We start from the raw sequence: 15,389 nt of genomic DNA, 5'->3' as shown, positions 1-15,389 counted from the left end.
ATAGCTTTAGTAAAATTTATCAAAATAATTTCTCAACTATTGACTGCCGCGTTGCCTTTGAGTTACAGTGTAAGCTGTTGCGCATTTAAACTGTGATAACAGCATTGCCTTTGTTTTTTATTTTTCGTACCCATTTTATAATTAACCCTCCTTCATTTAAAAGATGATTTAACAAACATTCTAATTCTTCAATTGATTTGAAAACTCGATTGGCAATATATTCTTTTGCTGAATGCCAAACCAATTCAATTAAGTTATAATCAGGACTATACTCGGGAAGATATTCTAAATAAATATTCGGCATATCTTCTTCTATTTTATGAATATATTCGGCTTTTTTGTGAAAACTAGCATTGTCTAAAATAATGACGATTTTCGGTCCTTTCTTAGCAAAGTCTTCTAGTTGATTACCCGCTTCCATCCATTCATTTTCTAGCTCTTTATAAAAGGTTTTTAAAACTTCATAAAAAGTTTGACTATTGCTTTTTTTGAGGAAATCTACAAATCTTTTTTTATCTGAATATCGCAAAGCTCCCATCACATTAACTCTCCCTTGCCTTTCGGGCAAAGCCCGACGCTGCGCGAACGGTCTCCTCTAACTTTTTTTCGCTTTCCTCTTTTACACCAGTTTTTTCTTCTGATGACTCTCAAACTAAATCCGCTTTCATCCCAAAACCATACCTGAAGACGCTCTGGGCTTTCTTTTTCTATTTTTAAATACTCATCTAGTTTCTTTTTAAATGCTTCCCTTTTTTTAGGGTCTTTTTTAGAATCTAAGCTATACTTTGACCAAAGGTAAACATATTTTTTCTTGACTAGTATCCTACGAACTTGAGACCCACTTAACTTGATGCCTGTTGTATCTTCTAAATTAACGGCTAATTTTTGAGCTGTCCATCGACCAAATTCATATCCTAATTCTTCGGGTTCTTTTTCGACTAATTCTAATAATACTTCTATATATTGTTTTGTTGCTTTTTGGTGATTGCCTTTCATTCTTTTATCTTTAAGACTCTCTAAGTCATCTGGATCTCCGTGGACACACCAATAACAGACTGTGTTCTTTGAACAACCCAAAACTTCAGCAATTTCTAACTGTGTTTTTCCACTATTCAACAACAGCAAAATTAAAATACGTTCTCTAATATTTCCATTTTCTTCTATTTTTAAGGCTTTTTGAAGTATTGTTTTTTGCTCTTGTGTCAGATAATTTTTTGCTGGCATATTTCCTATTATTGGGTTATTTATTAATTTTTATTATACCAATTTAAATGCCGAACAGCTTATAAAATAGACCCGATCACTGAGCCTTTCCAGCAATAGCCGAAAGGTTAAGCAGCAAAAGGGTGAATCTACACTAGATGGAGACACAGTATGTTAGAGCAAATCAAAGGATTTACTGCTGAAAAGCGCCCTGCTAGCAAAATTACACTCGAAATCAAGGAAATCGTTCCTAATAATTCCCATAAGACTACTGAATCTTGCCTAAATACTGACGCTGACGGTGGTGATCTTAGAAGCGAGGAATCCTGAAACTATCTGGCCTGATCAGGTAGCTATTGCTTATGAGCCCAGAATTGTTAGCAATAATTAGTTGCTAATAGTGTTGGCTTAATCCGAGCTTGTATCAGAAATTAGAGAAATTTTCTCAATTATATTTCTGGTGCAAGCTATTTGCTTAGTATAAATTATTTGTTGCTAATTTTTATCAAATAGTTATGTCAGTGCTCGCAAAAATCCTCAAGCCATACAGTGAGCATAAATTCCTAGAATACCATTGGACGAGTAAAGCACTATTTATTCCAAGTGAGGACGAAAGGAAGTTTGCTGATCTATTTTCTTGGCAAAAACTCACCGATCTGCTGAATTTCCATCAATTCAAGTATCCGGAGCTGCGCTTAGCCTTAGATGGCAAAGTTTTGGAGGAAAAGGAAAACGCGAATCTGATCAAGTGGTGCCAGTCAGGGGCAACTCTAATCATCGACAAGGTACATAAACTAGTACCAGAAATTACTAACTTCACCTCAGAAGTTAGACAAGATTTAGGCTATAGTGCTCAAGTCAATTCCTATTGTTCATGGCCCAGTAAACAGGGATTTTCCTGTCACTACGATACTCACGAAGTCTTTATCTTGCAAATAGAGGGAAACAAGGAATGGTATGTATTTAGCGATACTCTAAAATACCCCTTGACTGAGCAAAAATCAGCCTCTGAAACACCTCCGGAAGGAGACCCTTACTTGAAGTGTACCCTTACCCCTGGTGATGTGTTGTATATACCCCGTGGACATTGGCACTATGCTGTTGCTCTAGATCAACCTTCACTACATTTAACCCTAGGGATTCATTGCCAGACTGGTGTAGATTTTTTAGACTGGTTAGTAGGTGAGTTACGGCAGAATGAAGCCTGGCGTAAAAGTTTACCACTGCGGTTCGATGCTGAGCCATTAGATCAGTCGATTGATAACTTAATCCAAAATTTCAAAGAATACCTTACTAACAGTGATATCCAGGAACGATATAACCGTTATCTTGATGGCTTAGTCAAGCCACTAGCTAGATACTCTCTACCTGCGCAAGCAGGATTTAATATATTTCCCAATGGTGTAAAGACTAGGTTTAGTAATCCCAAATTTAAGCGCCTCAAAATTTCACAGCTGCCAGATAACAATGGCTACCAAGTTATCGTTTCAGGTAAAGAAATCATTTTAGGAGGAGTAACTGAATCCTTGGTGGAAAATTTATTCACCAGAGAGAGGTTTACCGGTAGTAATGTCATGACATGGTTACCAGGTTTCGATTGGGAGGTTGATGTTGTTCCTCTTTTAACCCATTTAGTTACTGAAGGAATAATTTTTGTTGATACCAGAGTATAAGTAATAGGGAATCGGGAATCGGAACCCACCCCTAACCCCTCCCAGGAGGGGAACGGGAATCGGGAATCGGAACCCACCCCTAACCCCTCCCAGGAGGGGAACGGGAATCGGGAATCGGGAATCAAGAAACCAATTATCTGTATATCATAGCTATTAAAAATGCTAGAAAAAATATTTATATTTTTTTATAAAATGACAATTAAGGAGATAAAACGATGAACACTTTTTTTTGTTCTGACCATTCACAGCAGTTAGCCGAAGACATTATCGGTAGTGGTACTAATTACCAAGTGTATGTTTTAGTATAATGCCGCCAACCGTGGCTGTCTAATGCCATGGATTCTAAGTATATTCCAGACAATCTTAGGAAATTGGTGGATGAGGTAAAGCAGCGTAAGCTGCCAGTAAGATTCCTACTGATTGCTAATAATAAAACTCTAAAAGCAGATCAGACTAAGCTTTTGATTTATAGTCACAACGGTGAAGCCAGGTTAAAAGGGTACAGCAAGCTAGAGTTTGATGTGACTAATCTTGGTGAGGTAGCTGGGATTGTCAGACAATTCTTAGCTGGAGAAACGCCAAACTGTGTCACACAAGACAGTGATACTAGAGACATTTTAGTTTGTACCCATGGTAGCCATGATGTGTGTTGCGCCAGGTATGGTAATCCTTTTTACTGCAAAGCCTTAGCTACTGTTGCTGAGTTATCTTTAAGCAATGTCAGACTCTGGAAAGCCAGCCACTTTGGTGGTCATCGGTTTGCTCCCACTGCCATTGACTTGCCAGATGGAAGATACTATGGTGTCTTAGATCAAGATTCATTTAAATCAATTTTAATCCGTAGTGGTGATATTGAATGCTTCAATCGGGTTTATCGAGGTTGGGGAATTCTACCGACTAAAATTCAGGTATTGGAAAGGGAACTTATCCTCCGCTACGGATGGGATTGGTTTAAGCACAAAGTTGGTGGTTCAATTATTAAGGAAGATGTGAATCAGGATTCTATTCAAGCTGAGATCAGCTTTGAAAAACCTAATGGCTTGATTTACCATTGTCGTGCTGAATTAGTTAAAGATGAAAGTAAGACATTGCAGCTGAAAGGATCTTGTGGTGCTCAGAAAGAGTCACTATTTGTTAAATATACTATTAAGAATCTCTGCCTTTACTCGGAATTGCTGGAAATTCTTCCAGTTTATCAACCGCAGATGGCAAGCTAAGAGGTAAGCATTTAGCAGTCAGCCGTCAGCAGTCAGCAGTCAGCCGTCAGCGGTCAGCCGTCAGCTCAACTAGTAGGGTGCGTTATCAACGCACCTTAAATATAGAGTTACTGGTGTTAGTAATTTACTTAGTCATTGGTATAGAGTCCGTGTAGGAATTGTGATAATTTTTGATGGCATATTCCCTACGGTGCGCGTTCACGCTTAGCTTTGAAAAAGCGCGGGGTCGCACCGCTCCCTACTCCCTACTCCCTACTCCCTACTCCCTACTCCCTGTTCCCTATTCCCTTGACTAGATATATTAAGATACATGAATTGGTGGCTGATGCCAACATAATCAAATTGGTCACCGTCGGCTATAAAACCAAGGCGACTATAGAAACCTAGGGCATTAATTCTACTCAGTAGTCTTAAAGCATTGAAATTGTTTGCTTTGGCTTTTTCAATTAATGTTTCCATCAGTTTGGTGCCGATTCCTTGGTGACGAAATTCAGGTAATAGTGCAACGTAGGCAATACTGCCCAATCCGGGAGACAATTCTCTTAATCTTGCTGAACCAATTACCTGATTATTACAGACAGCAACGAGATGAAAAGCACTACTATCGTACTTGTCTTGTTCTGTTCCTTTTTCCATGCCCATAGGCTCTCTGAGCACAAGCCACCGCTGGTGGTACATATCCTCTAACTCTTGTTTAGTTTTAACAGGACGTACTTCAATTGTCGTCATCATGCTTAACCATATTTAGAATGTAGAATGTAGAATGTAGAATGTAGAATGTAGAATTGAGAATGTAGAATTGAGAATGTAGAATTGAGAATTGAGAATTGAGAATTGAGAATTGAGACTTGAGACTTGAGACTTGAGAATTGAGAATTGAGACTTGAGACTTGAGAATTGAGACTTGAGACTTGAGACTTGAGACTTGAGAATTGAGACTTGAGAATTGAGAATTGAGAATTGAGACTTGAGACTTGAGAATTGAGACTTGAGACTTGAGAATTGAGACTTGTAAGCTATCAGCTATCAGCTATCAGCTTTCAGCTTTCAATTAAGAATTAAGAATTGTCATAATATGCGCTACGGGCAGGCTACGCCAACAGCTATCAGCTTTGAATTAATTCAAAATTCTACATTTTAAATTATAAATTATTAATTCTACATTTTAAATTATACATTCTAAATTCTGCATTCTAAATTCTAAATTATACATTCTGATCACCTCACAACTTGGGGATTATTGCTAATCCAGCTGTCGATATCTTTTAAAACCTGATCGGGAATTTCCCAAGGAAACAAGTGAGCAGTATTGTCATAGCATTGCCATTGGCTATCCTTGAGATGTTTAGCGGTTTCTCGACTGGATGCTGCGGTAATATGGCGATCAGCAGCTCCTGCTAAGACCAGGGAGGGACATTGAATCTGGTTTAAGTCTGGCAAACGGTTATACCCAGCCCTAATGGCAGTGTTGAGTGCTTGTGTAGCGGCTTGGGAGGTCTGTAAGTAGGCTGATATGGCGTGCTTGGCAATATACTGGTAGGTGCTGGTTGTGTGTTGTTGGATCAGGTACCGAAAAAGCGATCGCTTACCAAATGTGTCAATATTCCATTGCCATCCTGGTTGTAACCAATTTAAGACACCAGCGATGCCGGTATAGAGATTATCCTGCCAACTAATGGGGGGATGATTACCCCAAGGTCGAGCGGCTGTGGCGATTAAAATTAAACCCGTGACTCTCTGAGGTAGCGTCAGGGCAAGCTCCATTGCCAAAATTCCCCCTAAAGACCAACCTAGTATCAAACAGCGGTCAATTTTGTAATAGTCGAGCAGGGATTCCAAGTCAGTCAAGTGGTCGGTCATCTGAAAATCCCGATCAGCTGGACTTTTACCATATCCTCGCAAATCAGGGCTGATAGTCCAGAACCTCTGGGATAGATGTTGGGTAAAAACTGAAAGGCACTGACTTGAGGCTGGATGACCGTGAAGGCAGAGAATTGGGAATCCTGACCCCTGGAGGTCAGTGTTGAGATATACTGCTGCTTGAGAGGTTTTTTTGATCCCATTCATGTTAATTGTTAATTGTTAGTTGTGTAAGCATTCAGCCGTGAGCTAAAAGCTCACGCTACGCGAACAGCCATCAGCCGTTGGCCTTAGGCCACGCTACGCGAACAGCCGTCAGCTTATTTTATTCAATAGCACCTCAAGGAGGTTACGCTATGGGCAGAAACTTTGTAAGCATTCAGCTGATAGCTGTTCGCGTAGCGTGCGCGTAGCGAATTAGCTGATAGCTGATAGCTGATAGCTGATAACTGAAATGGTATGATCTCTTTTACTTATAATCGCACTGTTCGGTTTTCAGATACCGATGCGGCTGGTGTGGTCTATTTTGCTAATGTTTTATCTATCTGCCATGAAGCCTATGAAGCCTCTCTAGATGCATCGGGCATTAATCTCAAGTCCTTTTTCACTAAGCCCGCTGTGGCAATTCCGATTGTTCATGCCAGTGTGGATTTCTTGCGTCCTATGTTTTGTGGGGATCCACTGCTGATTCATGTGATGCCTGAGCAGTTGAGTGAAAGTAAGTTTGAAATTGCTTATCAAGTTGTTAAAGCTTCGTCATCGCAACAGTTACTGGCAAAGGCAATTACCAAGCACGTTTGTATTAATGCAATGACTAGAACCAAAATTCCCTTACCTGAAGAAATCGTGCAATGGCTAGGTAATAGGTAATAGGTAATAGGTAATAGGTAATAGGTAATAGGTAATAGGCAATAGGCAATAGGCAATAGGGAAAAAATCCTGTTTACCTGATAGCTCTGAAAAACTCTTTACTAATTTTATCATCTCTTATGATATAGCTGACAGCTGACCGCTGACAGCTGACCGCTTAAACAAAAAATAGCCGTAGAAATACTATCTACGGCTAGCGAGTTCAACTTTTGATTTATGTCACAAAAATACCCGAAACTTTCGGATGTGATCCTATACTATCAGACCAAATCCAAAGCCACCGGGGGGGAAACCCCCCCAGAAAGTTAGCGATGCAGCGCGGTCTTGGGGGTTTCCACGGGGCTTACAAGGTGCGGACGCAGGTTCCGCACACAGCCCCTCCCCATGAGCGACTGCATCAAGACAAGGTGTTATGGCAACAACCAATACTTGGTCATGGTAGTTATCACTTCACCGGGCACTTCAGTAGGCTCCAGAGGAGTCCATTCAGCAATCTCGGCATAGCCCAGGGAATAAAACATTTGCATACTATAAATGACTGATTGGCGAGGACCTTTGAGAGTGTGCTGAGTTGGTTGTTTTTTGAAGTTCCGAGTAAATTCTTTTGACATAGTGCAAAAATTCAACTTTAGTTTATAATGATTATTGTAATGATTATAATTTAATTTGTCAAGGGGTTTTAAAAGTTTTTTTTGAGAGTTTTAGAGTTGATAAAAAAAGCAATTACCTAAATTTACATTTCAGAAAAGTGCTATTAAATAGCATCAATTCTTGAGATAGTTTTTCAAAAAAATATCATTTATATCTATAGCGTTTATTGCCTGTTCTCTGTTCCCTGTTCCCTGCTCCCTACTCCCGGTTCCCTTTAAATTAAAGTAGTATAATAGTTAAAAAACTATTGTAGAGCAGTTGATGGCAATGGCTGACAATACATCTGATGGCCAACTAGACTTTCTCTTAGAGGTGCTACAAGCAATTGCAGACAGTAATGGTGATCAGCAGGTAGTTGAGAAATTACTCGAAGCAAATATCGACAAATTTAATCAGACCTTAGCAGATAAATTGCGGGATTGGGCAACAAGTAAGCTGGCGGAAGCGGAAGCAGGTGAAGCCAAATCCCTAAGCGCAGATATTGTTGAATTTAGCAAAATAGTAGCAAAATTACCTTTGGGTGACAAAGCCAGCACTATAGAAATTGCCATCACTGGCTATGAAGTCGCCCTAAGTGTTTACACCCGTGAAGCTTTTCCGTTTGATTGGGCAAAGACTCAATACAATCTCGGTAATGCTTACCGTAACCGAATCACAGGGGAAAAAGCAGAAAACCTAGAAGAAGCGATTGGTTGCTACAAATTGGCTTTAGAAGTACACACCCGTGAAAGGTTTCCGATTGATTGGGCACAGACTCAACACAATCTCGGTACTGCTTACTATTACAGAGTCATAGGTCAGAAGGCACAGAATATAGAACAAGCGATCGCTTGTCACCAAGAAGCTCTAAGAGTAAGAACCTTTGAGGCATTTCCGATTGAGTGGGCATGGACACAAACTAGTCTCGGTGCTGCTTACTGTAACCGAATAAAAGGGGAGAAAGCACAGAATATAGAACAAGCGATTGCTTGTTTCCAACAAGCTCTAAGAGTAAGAACCTTTGAGGCATTTCCGATTGAGTGGGCATGGACACAAACTAATCTCGGTGCTGCTTACAATAACCGAATAAAAGGGGAGAAATCACAGAATATAGAAGAAGCGATAACTTGTTTAGAACAGGCTCTAAGAGTCAGAACCTTTGAGGCATTTCCTTATGATTGGGCATCGACAAAAACTAATCTCGGTGCTGCTTACAATAACCGAATAAAAGGGGAGAAATCACAGAATATAGAACAAGGCATCACTTGTTTCCAACAGGCTCTTAGAGTTTTTACCTTTGAGGCATTTCCGATTGAGTGGGCATTGACAAAAACTAATCTCGGTGCTGCTTACAATAACCGAATAAAAGGGGAGAAATCACAGAATATAGAAGAAGCCATCCCTTGTTTCCAAAAGGCTCTTAGAGTTTTTACCTTTGAGGCATTTCTGATTGAGTGGGCAACTACACAAAATAATCTCGGCAATGCTTACAATAACCGAATAAAAGGGGAGAAATTACAGAATATAGAACAAGCCATCACTTGTTTCCAAGAAGCTCTTAGAGTTAGAACCTTTGAGGCATTTCCGATTGAGTGGGCATTGACAAAAACTAATCTCGGTGCTGCTTACGGTAACCGAATAAAAGGGGAGAAAGCACAGAATATTGAAAAAGCCATCCTTTGTTTCCAACAGGCTCTTAGAGTTTTGACCTTTGAAGTATTTCCTTATGATTGGGCAAATACACAATACAATCTCGGTGCTGCTTACGGTGACCGAATAAAAGGGGAGAAAACACAGAATAGTGAAGAGGCCATCGCTTGTTACCAAGAAGCTCTTAGAGTTAGAACCTTTGAGGCATTTCCTATTGAGTGGGCACAAACACAAAATAATCTCGGTATTGCTTACGGTGACCGAATAAAAGGTGAAAAAGCACAGAATATTGAAAAAGCCATCGCTTGTTACCAAGAAGCTCTAAGAGTATTAACCTTTGAGGCATTGCCCCAAAACTATCTAGATACTAACAATAACCTTGGTTTGGTTTGCCGAGATGCTCAAAATTTCCCGGAAGCTTACCAGGCTTTTGATGCTGCCATTAAAACAGTGGAATTCCTGCGAGATGAAATTATTTCTGGTTCTGGAGTAGAAGAATACAAGACTAAACTAGCTGAAAGGTACAACAGAAGCTATCGAGCTATGGTGGAAGTCTGCCTAGACTTAACTAATATCACCGCAGCCATTGAATATGTTGAACGGAGCAAAACCCGCAATTTAGTTGAAGAGATTCTCAGCCGTGACCTGAAAACGATCTTTCCTGTAGATGTTGTTACTCAACTAGAACAATACAGGGATGAAATAGCCATAGGTCAATATCAAATCCAGAATGGCAAAGCTGACAATCCCACCGCCCTGGCACAACATCTCCAAAAGTGGCGACAGCAGCGCAATAATTTACAAGACCACTATTTACCGATCGGTTCTAGCTTTAACTTTAAACAATTTCAGCAGAAACTGGATGACCACACTGCTATTGTAGAGTTTTACATTACATGGGATAAGCTGCTCACTTTTATCTTTACCAGTGAAACTCAACAGCCCATAGTTTGGCAATCTCAGCCCCAAGACTTAGACAAATTGGGAAATTGGGTAGATGAATATCTCGAAAGCTACGACACCGAAAAATCTGATTGGCAAAACGACCTGAGTAACCGCCTAGATGAGCTAGCTGATATTCTATCCATTAATGACATCATTAAGCAGATTCCAGAAAAGTGCGATCGCTTAATTTTAATCCCCCATCGGTATTTACATTTGTTGCCCATTCATGCTTTACCAATTACCAGTAAGCACAGAGAAGGTAAATCTGAAATTCTGATGGATCGGTTTCCAGCAGGGGTAAGTTACGCCCCTAGCTGTCAACTACTGCAACTTGCCAAAACCAGAAAACGCCCAAAAGATTTTACCCACCTGTTTGCGGTTCAAAATCCCAGTGCTGATTTAGTTTACACTACTATCGAAGTAGACGTAATCAAAAGCTACTTCAATCCACCACCAGATACAGAGGTTCTTGTGGAAAAGGCTGCTACCAAAGCCGCTCTCGATAGCAAAGCTCTCAACACATTCCACTGTGCCCATTTTAGCTGTCACGGTTACTTTAATTACCAAGAACCCCGTAAGTCGGCTCTAATCCTGGCCAATGCCCACAAACCGGCATCTGCTGAACCAAATTCGGAGCGCTATTTACGGATAAGTGAAGAGGAAGTATTTGACCTAGATAAGTGTCTGACCATAGAAGAAGTTTTTGGCCTACAATTAGAACAATGTCGTTTGGTCACTCTTTCCGCTTGTGAAACGGGATTGATTGATTACACTAACACCAGCGATGAATACATTGGGTTACCCAGTGGTTTCCTAGTTGCCGGAAGTCCAGCAGTGGTTAGTAGCTTGTGGAAGGTAAACGATTTATCGACAGCGTTGTTGATGATTAAATTTTATCAGAATCTACGACAGCAAATGGCTTTAGCAGTTGCCCTGAATAAATCGCAATTCTGGCTGCGGGATAGCACCCAGTCTCAGTTGCTAGCCTGGAGTAGGCAGTTACCCCTAGACAACTCTTTGATGAAAAAGATTGAACAAGCACTGGATTGGTTTAACCCCGATGAACAACCGTTCCAAAACCCCTACTATTGGGCAGCATTCTGTGTAATTGGAGAGTAACATTATGATTTCTGACCCTCAAATTCTAGTATTTCCTTACTTCCTGGACACCAAACCGGAAGTGTTTTCTATGGAAGACTTACAGGACTTAGATCAGACCTTAGCAGATTTGCAGAGTAACCCACCAAAAAATGTTGATAAAATTATCAGAAATTGGTTCAAGGCACGGCTTACAATTAGGGATGAATTCAGAAAATTTGAGAAACAAAGAAAGGAGCTTGGCAAAGTTCCGCCCACTCCACCTATCCAGCCCGATCGCCTTAATAATTGGTTTCAGGAACTGCGTGAGCAGGTGAAGGATCAACTCAATAGTAAAGGGAACGGGGAACAGGGAAAAGGGAACAGGAAGTAGGGAAAAGGGAATAGGGAATAGGGATTAGGGAGTAGGGAGTAGCGATGCAGCGCTGTTTCAAGCCCCGAATTAATTCGTGGGATATTTTTTAATTTTGAATTGATAATTTTGAATTGGAGCGAAGCGATTGACCTCTAAAGTCTATGCCCCTAATGTCCATTTATTTGCCTTTCATCTAAAAACTAGTCAGCCAACTACCTTACTCTGGGACAAGTGCAACCAGATTATCTCTCAAAAATTTGGAGTGACTAAGCAGCTTGAAATTGAAGAAGAGTCAGGATATCGAGTAGACCTGCTCAAGGATAAAACTACTGATGATGTGGCTTTTCACTTTGGGAGTAAGCTGTTGCGCATTTAAACTGTGATAACAGCATTGCCTTTGTTTTTTATTTTTCGTACCCATTTTATAATTAACCCTCCTTCATTTAAAAGATGATTTAACAAACATTCTAATTCTTCAATTGATTTGAAAACTCGATTGGCAATATATTCTTTTGCTGAATGCCAAACCAATTCAATTAAGTTATAATCAGGACTATACTCGGGAAGATATTCTAAATAAATATTCGGCATATCTTCTTCTATTTTATGAATATATTCGGCTTTTTTGTGAAAACTAGCATTGTCTAAAATAATGACGATTTTCGGTCCTTTATTAGCAAAGTCTTCTAGTTGATTACCCGCTTCCATCCATTCATTTTCTAGCTCTTTATAAAAGGTTTTTAAAACTTCATAAAAAGTTTGACTATTGCTTTTTTTGAGGAAATCTACAAATCTTTTTTTATCTGAATATCGCAAAGCTCCCATCACATTAACTCTCCCTTGCCTTTCGGGCAAAGCCCGACGCTGCGCGAACGGTCTCCTCTAACTTTTTTTCGCTTTCCTCTTTTACACCAGTTTTTTCTTCTGATGACTCTCAAACTAAATCCGCTTTCATCCCAAAACCATACCTGAAGACGCTCTGGGCTTTCTTTTTCTATTTTTAAATACTCATCTAGTTTCTTTTTAAATGCTTCCCTTTTTTTAGGGTCTTTTTTAGAATCTAAGCTATACTTTGACCAAAGGTAAACATATTTTTTCTTGACTAGTATCCTACGAACTTGAGACCCACTTAACTTGATGCCTGTTGTATCTTCTAAATTAACGGCTAATTTTTGAGCTGTCCATCGACCAAATTCATATCCTAATTCTTCGGGTTCTTTTTCGACTAATTCTAATAATACTTCTATATATTGTTTTGTTGCTTTTTGGTGATTGCCTTTCATTCTTTTATCTTTAAGACTCTCTAAGTCATCTGGATCTCCGTGGACACACCAATAACAGACTGTGTTCTTTGAACAACCCAAAACTTCAGCAATTTCTAACTGTGTTTTTCCACTATTCAACAACAGCAAAATTAAAATACGTTCTCTAATATTTCCATTTTCTTCTATTTTTAAGGCTTTTTGAAGTATTGTTTTTTGCTCTTGTGTCAGATAATTTTTTGCTGGCATATTTCCTATTATTGGGTTATTTATTAATTTTTATTATACCAATTTAAATGCCGAACAGCTTAATGTTACCCTAGATAATACTTCTCTGGATGTTAGCGGAGTTGCAACTCCCCTCAGAATTCAAGATACCTATGCCTTAGCCCTAAACCTCCGCCGTCCTGAACTAGAGCAAAATCAGACCCAACGCACCCAACCAGTCCCCTCCAGCTTTCTAGAACAATTGAACCCAGCAGGCTGCTTGATGCCTGACCAAATCGGCAGTTCCATTGGTCAAACTCTGGTCTTAACAGTTTGGTATACAGAACAAAAACGCTTTATTCCCTGGAAGTTACTGCAAAATCGCCAGGAATTAAGACAACTGGCTGACGAGTGTTTGCGAGCCTTCATTCCTGCTCAAATTCCCTGTCCTAACTTCAATCAAGAAGGGGAATTATTCGGCAGTCCGATTTTTGAATACGGAGTTCCTAATCAACCAGAAAAATACTGTCATATCCTGGTTTGGATTTTTTGGGAACCAGAAGCCAGTGATAAGTTTATCGATTACTATTCCAATTTTATTAACTTATTTTGTTATCGAAATAAAGTCATCCGTGCTTATGAGCTTAATCGTCAGATTTATCAGGTAATTAAAAAGGAGTATCAAACCATTGAGCAGTATTTTGACGAAACCTTTAAACACTGGCCAGCTAGTCAAAGCTTGAGTCAAGCAGAGTTAAATAAATTCAAGGAAGATATCAAATCAGTTTCCCAAAAGGCATTAGACTACTCTCGCTTACTCCGAGATTTAGACCATTATCGACTAACAATTACTATTAACGCTGAAAACTATAAGCGAGAACTGAGGGATATATCTGGCAAACTCCCCCAAGATGACCTGAGCTTTCTACAAACATTTTTCAATGATTGCCGCCTCTTTCAAGAACAAATCCAATCAGATTTGGGCTATTTTGGGAATGGTGCTGCACTACTGGAACAAGCCCTAAGTGCGATCCGAGCCCGAGTAGACATTGACCAGGCAGAAAGGGAGAAAAGATTAGAACGTTGGATTGCCCTGGTGGGTACTGGTTTAGCGGTCAGTGGTATTTCTTCCCAAACCGCTGGTAAACCGCTAGAGTCTATTATCTACCCGAAACAATCCTTAGATTGCCCCAAGACTGGTGTTACACCTTGCTTGACTTACAGTGTCGTGTTTGTGCTATTTCATGTTGGAGTTGGTGCGATCGCTGCGTTTATTTTAAATGGAATTATCAATCTGGTATCAAAAAGGGAATAGGGAACAGGGAATAGGGAACAGGAATAGAATAGTAGGGTGGGCAAAAACCGTTTAGTTCTTTTGAGAATTCTAGAAGCTATAATTTTGCCCACCCTACTTAATGGCTATATCATTGGTTATCCCGCAACCAATTCGACAAATCGACGCTGGTGGTAAAATCTGCCATAGCAACTCCTAAACCTTCTAATTGGTCTAGAGATAATTGTTGAATTTCCTCTAGAATTTCTGAGGGAATTGCACCAATTTTGCCTTCTAGTTGACGGGATATCAATCCCTGCATTAATAATCTCCCTTCTTCCCGACCTTGTTCGAGAGCTTGACGAATTTCACCTTTGCGGTCTTCCATAAACACTTCTCGTTTGTGTAATTCTTCCAAGTCTTTTCTACTCATATTGGCTTGATTAGCTATGGTTAGCGCCTGAGCAATTTCCGGGATTTCTGATAAGGTATCGGGAATTGCTTCTAAATTTGGGGCTTCCTTCATAAAATATATCCATTTCTCCGATGCCGTTTCTAACTCTTCTAAAGACCGGGAAAATTTCGGCAGTTCCACAAACACCATGCTTAGGTGTTGGTTTCGGTAGATAAACTTCTCTTGCTCTTCTTGAAATAGAAATCGAGTTAGGTATCGGTCGGTTTGCTCAAACATGGTGAAGTCTGTAATTGTTAAAGCAATCACCGGCTTAAGTTTAGAATATCCTTCTCCATATTTTAATTGAGTGCTATAGGTTTTGGCGAGATTATAGATTACTCGTTTATCAAAAGCTGGAACATTTAACACTTGCATTTCAATAATTACCGTCGAGCCGTCATTTAGAATCGCCTTGACATCCAGGTATGTATCCTTTAACTCCGTAGTATGGCCAGCATTATATGGGTCAATAATCTCTAAGTTATTTATCCGAGATTCTCCTTGATATATCAGAGCATTTAGAAAGCTAATCAGGACTTCTTTACTTTCAGAGGAACCAAAGATTTTCTTAAAAGCAAAGTCGGTTTTGGGGCTGATAAATCTCATGGTTAATTATTGATTGGTGATTGTTGATTAATGAATTTCACTGGTACAACACTACTACTTAATAGGCTTGTAGGGTGGGCAAAAAC

The 15,389-nt window shown here is 39.7% G+C and carries 12 protein-coding genes and 3 pseudogenes; 8 read left to right on the top strand and 7 right to left on the bottom strand.

Going from position 1 to position 15,389, the window contains the following annotated elements; translation table 11 throughout:
* Nucleotides 1–85: 85 nt before the first annotated feature.
* Nucleotides 86–1,224: pseudogene (locus tag LYNGBM3L_RS38615) on the bottom strand (IS630 family transposase).
* A 150-nt stretch (nucleotides 1,225–1,374) separates the two neighbouring features.
* Between LYNGBM3L_RS38615 and LYNGBM3L_RS43960 the strand changes: the two are divergent.
* The 3 genes and pseudogenes from LYNGBM3L_RS43960 (at nucleotide 1,375) to LYNGBM3L_RS19825 (ending at nucleotide 4,093) form a co-directional block, all read left to right on the top strand.
* Nucleotides 1,375–1,533 carry a hypothetical protein gene (locus LYNGBM3L_RS43960; protein WP_008187065.1) on the top strand — a complete coding sequence of 53 codons (159 nt, stop codon included), beginning with the start codon at nucleotides 1,375–1,377 and terminating at the stop codon, nucleotides 1,531–1,533.
* 185 nt (nucleotides 1,534–1,718) lie between these two features.
* A complete protein-coding gene (locus LYNGBM3L_RS19830) occupies nucleotides 1,719–2,876 on the top strand; it encodes a cupin domain-containing protein (protein ID WP_008187063.1) in 1,158 nt (385 codons plus the stop codon).
* Nucleotides 2,877–3,091: 215 nt separating this feature from the next.
* Nucleotides 3,092–4,093, top strand: a pseudogene (locus tag LYNGBM3L_RS19825) (ferredoxin family protein).
* Between the two features lie 252 nt (nucleotides 4,094–4,345).
* Here LYNGBM3L_RS19825 and LYNGBM3L_RS19820 read toward each other — a convergent pair.
* Both LYNGBM3L_RS19820 and LYNGBM3L_RS19815 read right to left on the bottom strand, forming a co-directional pair.
* Nucleotides 4,346–4,825 (bottom strand): GNAT family N-acetyltransferase, encoded by a 480-nt coding sequence (locus tag LYNGBM3L_RS19820; protein ID WP_229414619.1) that lies wholly within the window; start codon nucleotides 4,823–4,825, stop codon nucleotides 4,346–4,348.
* A gap of 486 nt (nucleotides 4,826–5,311) precedes the next feature.
* Nucleotides 5,312–6,160, bottom strand: coding sequence for an alpha/beta fold hydrolase (locus tag LYNGBM3L_RS19815; RefSeq protein ID WP_008187058.1), 849 nt, complete (start codon nucleotides 6,158–6,160; stop codon nucleotides 5,312–5,314).
* Nucleotides 6,161–6,415: 255 nt separating this feature from the next.
* Here LYNGBM3L_RS19815 and LYNGBM3L_RS19810 point away from each other — a divergent pair, with 255 nt between their 5' ends.
* On the top strand, nucleotides 6,416–6,823 hold the full coding sequence (locus LYNGBM3L_RS19810) for an acyl-CoA thioesterase (RefSeq protein WP_044494067.1): 408 nt from the start codon (nucleotides 6,416–6,418) through the stop codon (nucleotides 6,821–6,823).
* Here the strand turns inward: LYNGBM3L_RS19810 and LYNGBM3L_RS48825 are convergent.
* Entirely contained in the window at nucleotides 6,809–6,937 is a 129-nt protein-coding gene (locus LYNGBM3L_RS48825; protein ID WP_267872065.1) for a hypothetical protein, read from the bottom strand. The genes LYNGBM3L_RS19810 and LYNGBM3L_RS48825 overlap by 15 nt on opposite strands.
* Before the next feature lie 296 nt (nucleotides 6,938–7,233).
* Entirely contained in the window at nucleotides 7,234–7,434 is a 201-nt protein-coding gene (locus LYNGBM3L_RS19805) for a hypothetical protein (RefSeq protein WP_008187052.1), read from the bottom strand.
* Nucleotides 7,435–7,735: 301 nt separating this feature from the next.
* Here LYNGBM3L_RS19805 and LYNGBM3L_RS19800 point away from each other — a divergent pair, with 301 nt between their 5' ends.
* From LYNGBM3L_RS19800 to LYNGBM3L_RS19790, 3 genes are all read left to right on the top strand, one after another.
* On the top strand, nucleotides 7,736–11,167 hold the full coding sequence (locus LYNGBM3L_RS19800) for a CHAT domain-containing protein (protein WP_008187050.1): 3,432 nt from the start codon (nucleotides 7,736–7,738) through the stop codon (nucleotides 11,165–11,167).
* A gap of 4 nt (nucleotides 11,168–11,171) precedes the next feature.
* Nucleotides 11,172–11,519, top strand: a complete 348-nt coding sequence (locus LYNGBM3L_RS19795) for a hypothetical protein (RefSeq protein ID WP_008187049.1) — start codon at nucleotides 11,172–11,174, stop codon at nucleotides 11,517–11,519.
* Between the two features lie 127 nt (nucleotides 11,520–11,646).
* Nucleotides 11,647–11,877, top strand: a complete 231-nt coding sequence (locus LYNGBM3L_RS19790) for a hypothetical protein (RefSeq protein WP_008187047.1) — start codon at nucleotides 11,647–11,649, stop codon at nucleotides 11,875–11,877.
* Here the strand turns inward: LYNGBM3L_RS19790 and LYNGBM3L_RS38610 are convergent.
* A pseudogene (locus LYNGBM3L_RS38610) lies at nucleotides 11,874–13,012 on the bottom strand (IS630 family transposase). The gene LYNGBM3L_RS19790 and the pseudogene LYNGBM3L_RS38610 overlap by 4 nt on opposite strands.
* Before the next feature lie 241 nt (nucleotides 13,013–13,253).
* On the opposite strand from LYNGBM3L_RS38610, the gene LYNGBM3L_RS19775 reads away from it, so the two are divergent.
* Nucleotides 13,254–14,285: a hypothetical protein gene (locus LYNGBM3L_RS19775; RefSeq protein ID WP_008187042.1), complete on the top strand. Its 1,032-nt coding sequence runs from the start codon at nucleotides 13,254–13,256 to the stop codon at nucleotides 14,283–14,285.
* Nucleotides 14,286–14,394: 109 nt separating this feature from the next.
* Here LYNGBM3L_RS19775 and LYNGBM3L_RS19770 read toward each other — a convergent pair whose 3' ends face one another.
* The gene (locus tag LYNGBM3L_RS19770) at nucleotides 14,395–15,303 is read right to left on the bottom strand and encodes an Rpn family recombination-promoting nuclease/putative transposase (RefSeq protein WP_008187040.1); all 909 of its coding nucleotides are present in this window, start codon (nucleotides 15,301–15,303) and stop codon (nucleotides 14,395–14,397) included.
* Nucleotides 15,304–15,389: the final 86 nt, after the last annotated feature.

The sequence above is a fragment of the Moorena producens 3L genome (assembly GCF_000211815.1).
GTDB lineage: Bacteria > Cyanobacteriota > Cyanobacteriia > Cyanobacteriales > Coleofasciculaceae > Moorena > Moorena producens.
This window is presented reverse-complemented; position numbering and strand designations above follow the sequence as displayed.

Coding starts and splice junctions, on each gene's coding strand:
- LYNGBM3L_RS43960 (WP_008187065.1), top strand. CDS start 1,375: ATGTTAGAGCAAATCAAAGGATTTACTGCTGAAAAGCGCCCTGCTAGC.
- LYNGBM3L_RS19830 (WP_008187063.1), top strand. CDS start 1,719: ATGTCAGTGCTCGCAAAAATCCTCAAGCCATACAGTGAGCATAAATTC.
- LYNGBM3L_RS19820 (WP_229414619.1), bottom strand. CDS start 4,825: ATGATGACGACAATTGAAGTACGTCCTGTTAAAACTAAACAAGAGTTA.
- LYNGBM3L_RS19815 (WP_008187058.1), bottom strand. CDS start 6,160: ATGAATGGGATCAAAAAAACCTCTCAAGCAGCAGTATATCTCAACACT.
- LYNGBM3L_RS48825 (WP_267872065.1), bottom strand. CDS start 6,937: ATGATAAAATTAGTAAAGAGTTTTTCAGAGCTATCAGGTAAACAGGAT.
- LYNGBM3L_RS19805 (WP_008187052.1), bottom strand. CDS start 7,434: ATGTCAAAAGAATTTACTCGGAACTTCAAAAAACAACCAACTCAGCAC.
- LYNGBM3L_RS19800 (WP_008187050.1), top strand. CDS start 7,736: ATGGCAATGGCTGACAATACATCTGATGGCCAACTAGACTTTCTCTTA.
- LYNGBM3L_RS19795 (WP_008187049.1), top strand. CDS start 11,172: ATGATTTCTGACCCTCAAATTCTAGTATTTCCTTACTTCCTGGACACC.
- LYNGBM3L_RS19775 (WP_008187042.1), top strand. CDS start 13,254: ATGCCTGACCAAATCGGCAGTTCCATTGGTCAAACTCTGGTCTTAACA.
- LYNGBM3L_RS19770 (WP_008187040.1), bottom strand. CDS start 15,303: ATGAGATTTATCAGCCCCAAAACCGACTTTGCTTTTAAGAAAATCTTT.